The organism is Nocardioides sp. (genome assembly GCF_036401255.1).
GTDB lineage: Bacteria > Actinomycetota > Actinomycetes > Propionibacteriales > Nocardioidaceae > Nocardioides.
On sequence record NZ_DASWVI010000092.1, the window covers coordinates 1 to 1820 of the forward strand.

Genomic DNA, 1820 nt, shown 5'->3' on the forward strand with positions numbered 1-1820 from the left:
CCCCGGGGTTCTACGCCGACATCGACGGCGGCTACGGGCAGCACTGGGCGATCAACACCCGCACGCTCGACGAGGCCAAGCGCCGCGCAGTCGAGGACGTCCTGCGATGAGCCAGCCGACCGCCACGCCCGCCGACGTCGAGGCCAGCGCCGCCAAGGACCGGCACACCCTCAGCGAGACGGCCTGCGACCTGATCGTGATCGAGCACCGGCTGGGCGACGTACGCCGCTGGACCCCCGAGACCGCCCGCGCCCACCTGGACGCGGCCCTGTCCAGCGTCGCCACGGCGCTGGACGCCCTGCACGCCGAGCCCACCCACCGCACCACCGAACAGGAGCAGTCATGACCAACGACGCAGTTTCAACCACGACGGTGATCAGCGAGCGCGACCAGCGCCGCCTCATCGGCACCGCGCCCGCCGAGGTGACCCCATGAGCGCGCACATCGAGTGGCTGGCCGCTCAGGAGACCAGCGTCCAGGTGTTCACCCCCGGAGAGGACTGGGTTGGTGCCGGTGAGCATCGTCAGCCGGTCCTCACCCTCGCCGGTGACGACGTGGTCGCGATCCAGGGCACTCCCGCCGAGTTGCGGGCGCTCGCCGCACGGATCACCGCCGTGGCGACCGCCGGATCGGGACGCCTCGACCTCGCAGCCCGGGAGGACCAGCCCGCATGAGCGACGACGCCACCCTGCGCGCCCTGGAGGCACGCGCCACCCCCGGCCCCTGGACTCCGGACGGTGACAAGATCCGCGCCACTGCCGCCGACGCCCTGCTGCCCGACAACATCCTCGTGGCCTACTACACCGGCCACGACCACCGGCTTGGCCTCAAGACCACCGGCCACGCCGCCGACGTCGAGTTCATCGCCGCCGCCCGTGATGCGCTCCCCGACCGCCTCGACCGACTCGACCGCATCCGCGACCTTCACGCCAAGTGGGGCGAGCATTCGCCCGAGGACGCGGACGGCTACCTCGACCTCTGGGAGACGCTCGGTCGCCTCCTCGACGGCGAGCCCGCCTAACCGTCCAGCCAGAAGGCCGCCCGTAGCACTGTCCGCTCCGGGCCCTTTCTGCGCCCAACCTCACCAGAGGGTCAGTTGCTCGCCCAGCAGCTCCTGAAGCCGCGCGAGGTCGTCGGCCACCAGCTGCGGGTCCTCACGCGCGAGGTCGCGCAGTTCCCGCGCCCGCCGGCGCGGCCCGCGCGGGTCGGCCAGTGGGCTGTAGGGCAGCCGCCGCTGCACCGACCACTCCCGGCGGTTCTGCGCCGCGCTCGACACCACGACGTGATCCGGTGCGATCCGCTGGCACAGCGGGTTGTGACAGCGGTGCCCGAGCAGCCGCGCCTCTGCGAGCGTGTCCACGCCGTGCATCACCGCGAACGCGAACCGGTGCGCGATGATCACCCGCCCCGGCGCGTACCAGAACCGGCCATGCCCGCCGCCGTCCGTGCCCTCGCGCTCGGACCGCCCGGCAACCGCTCCGGTCCACCACAGGCACTCACTCCCCGGCACCGTGGCGACCTTCGCCCGGTACCGCGCGAGCATGGCCGGATCGGTGATCGCTGCCGCGACCGCCGCGAAGCCGGCGTCATCCAGCCGACGCACCGGCACCCGCTCCCCCACTCCCAGCGGTCGCCAGCGTCGCGCCGTCCCCGCCCTGGTCGCCGTCGTCGCCTGCCTGCGGCTCACTGGCGAGCCGCCGCAGTCGCGTCGCCTCGCGCACGGTGATCGTCTCGCCGCACCACTCGACGGCCTCGCCCAGGGACAGGCCCTCGCGCTCGGTCAACTCCCGCAGCGCCTCACCGGCTCGCTTCTCGGTCTC

At 73.2% G+C, this 1820-nt stretch carries 4 protein-coding genes and 1 pseudogene; 3 read left to right on the plus strand and 2 right to left on the minus strand.

All coding sequences use genetic code 11. The annotated features are described in order from the left end of the window. The first annotated feature begins 106 nt into the window (after nucleotides 1-106). From VGD85_RS04305 to VGD85_RS04315, 3 genes are all read left to right on the plus strand, one after another. Entirely contained in the window at nucleotides 107-346 is a 240-nt protein-coding gene (locus VGD85_RS04305; protein ID WP_331062210.1) for a hypothetical protein, read from the plus strand. An 85-nt stretch (nucleotides 347-431) separates the two neighbouring features. Beyond that, entirely contained in the window at nucleotides 432-674 is a 243-nt protein-coding gene (locus VGD85_RS04310; RefSeq protein ID WP_331062211.1) for a hypothetical protein, read from the plus strand. Then, complete coding sequence (locus VGD85_RS04315; RefSeq protein ID WP_331062212.1) at nucleotides 671-1021, plus strand: hypothetical protein; 351 nt, start codon at nucleotides 671-673, stop codon at nucleotides 1019-1021. The genes VGD85_RS04310 and VGD85_RS04315 overlap by 4 nt, the downstream gene beginning before the upstream one ends. A gap of 60 nt (nucleotides 1022-1081) precedes the next feature. On the opposite strand, the gene VGD85_RS04320 is transcribed toward VGD85_RS04315, so the two are convergent. Both VGD85_RS04320 and VGD85_RS04325 read right to left on the minus strand, forming a co-directional pair. Next, entirely contained in the window at nucleotides 1082-1609 is a 528-nt protein-coding gene (locus tag VGD85_RS04320; protein ID WP_331062213.1) for a hypothetical protein, read from the minus strand. Continuing rightward, nucleotides 1587-1820, minus strand: a pseudogene (locus tag VGD85_RS04325) (hypothetical protein); the annotation flags it as partial. The pseudogene VGD85_RS04325 and the gene VGD85_RS04320, both read right to left, overlap by 23 nt.